Origin of the sequence: Streptomyces chilikensis (genome assembly GCF_001642695.1) — a bacterium.
Taxonomy (GTDB): Bacteria; Actinomycetota; Actinomycetes; order Streptomycetales; family Streptomycetaceae; genus Streptomyces; species Streptomyces chilikensis.
Genome location: NZ_LWCC02000132.1, coordinates 1 through 1,312, shown reverse-complemented (window position 1 = coordinate 1,312; position 1,312 = coordinate 1). Strand labels below are relative to the sequence as shown.

General features: G+C 76.1%; 2 protein-coding genes. One reads left to right on the top strand and one right to left on the bottom strand.

The window, feature by feature from the left end; all coding sequences use genetic code 11:
• Positions 1-96: 96 nt before the first annotated feature.
• On the bottom strand, positions 97-510 hold the full coding sequence (locus tag A2U95_RS26745; RefSeq protein ID WP_166027683.1) for a DUF5997 family protein: 414 nt from the start codon (positions 508-510) through the stop codon (positions 97-99).
• A gap of 59 nt (positions 511-569) precedes the next feature.
• On the opposite strand from A2U95_RS26745, the gene A2U95_RS26740 reads away from it, so the two are divergent.
• Positions 570-1,312 (top strand): LysR family transcriptional regulator substrate-binding protein (locus A2U95_RS26740; RefSeq protein ID WP_166027681.1); only part of this gene is annotated, 743 nt, incomplete at its 3' end.

Genomic DNA, 1,312 nt, shown 5'->3' with positions numbered 1-1,312 from the left:
GGGCGCGGGCCGCCGGGCGCGGGACGGCCGCGCACGGCGGAGGGGCCGGCCCGCCCGGCGGCGGAACCGGCCCCTCGGCCGTGCTGCGGCGGCGGATCAGCTGCCGGCGTTCTCCCGGGCAGCCGTCTTCCCGGCCTTCTCCGCGTGCAGCTTCCTGATGCGCTCCTGCTCCTTGCGGACGTCCGCGTGGAGGGCCTGCTCCTTCTCCAGCCATTCGGGGCGCTCGCTCCTGATCGCCTCGATCTGCTCCGTGGTCAGGGCCTCGGTCACGCCGGCCCGCGCCAGGCCGGAGGTGGAGACGCCGAGCCGGGCCGCGACCACCTGGCGCGGGTGCGGGCCGTTGCGCCGCAGTTCCCGCAGCCACTCGGGCGGGTCGGCCTGGAGCTGGTTCAGCTCGGCGCGCGAGACGACGCCCTCCCGGAACTCGGCGGGCGTGGCCTCGAGGTACACACCCAGCTTCTTCGCCGCGGTCGCGGGCTTCATCGTCTGGGTGCTCTGGTGCGACTTCATACCGCCAAGCGTAACGACCGCGCGGAGCGCCCCCGACCACGCCGGGTAGCCTGGGCCGGGTGACAGACTCCGCCGCACCCCCCGTCTTCCGGCTCGCCTACGTACCGGGGGCCACGCCCGCCAAATGGGTGCGGATCTGGAACGAGCGCTTTCCCGCCACCCCTCTCGAGCTGGTGCCGGTGGAGGCCCACGAGGCGCAGGAACTGCTGCGCTCCGGCGGCGCCGACGCCGCGCTCCTCCGGCTCCCCGTCGACCGCGACGTCTTCAGCGCCATCCCGCTCTACACCGAGACCACGGTGGCCGTCGTCCCCAAGGACCACCTGATCACCGCGGCGGACGAGGTGTCGCTCGAGGACCTCGCCGACGAGGTGGTGCTGCACCCGCTGGACGACGTGTTCGGCTGGGAGCGGCCGCCCGGGGAGGAGGCCTTCGAGAGGCCCGCCACCACCGGCGACGCGGTCGAGCTGGTGGCCGCGGGCATCGGCGTGCTGGTCGTCCCGCAGTCCCTCGCGCGGCTGCACCACCGGCGGGACCTGACCTACCGGACGGTCGCCGACGGGCCGCGGTCGGAGGTGGCCCTCGCCTGGCCGCAGGAGGCCACCACCGACCTGGTGGACGACTTCATCGGCGTGGTGCGGGGACGCACCGCCAACAGCACCCGGGGCCGGCGGGCGGCGGCCCCCGAGCAGAAGCCGGCGCCCGCCCGCACCGCCCGGAAGACTCCCCAGGCGGGCAAGGGCAACCCGCAGGGCGGCGGTCGCGGCGGCCGCGGCGGCCGTGGCGCGACCCCCGGCGGCAAGGG

Bases quoted from the DNA above. Each gene is read 5' to 3' on its own strand.
- A2U95_RS26745 (WP_166027683.1), bottom strand. From the start codon at position 510: ATGAAGTCGCACCAGAGCACCCAGACGATGAAGCCCGCGACCGCGGCG.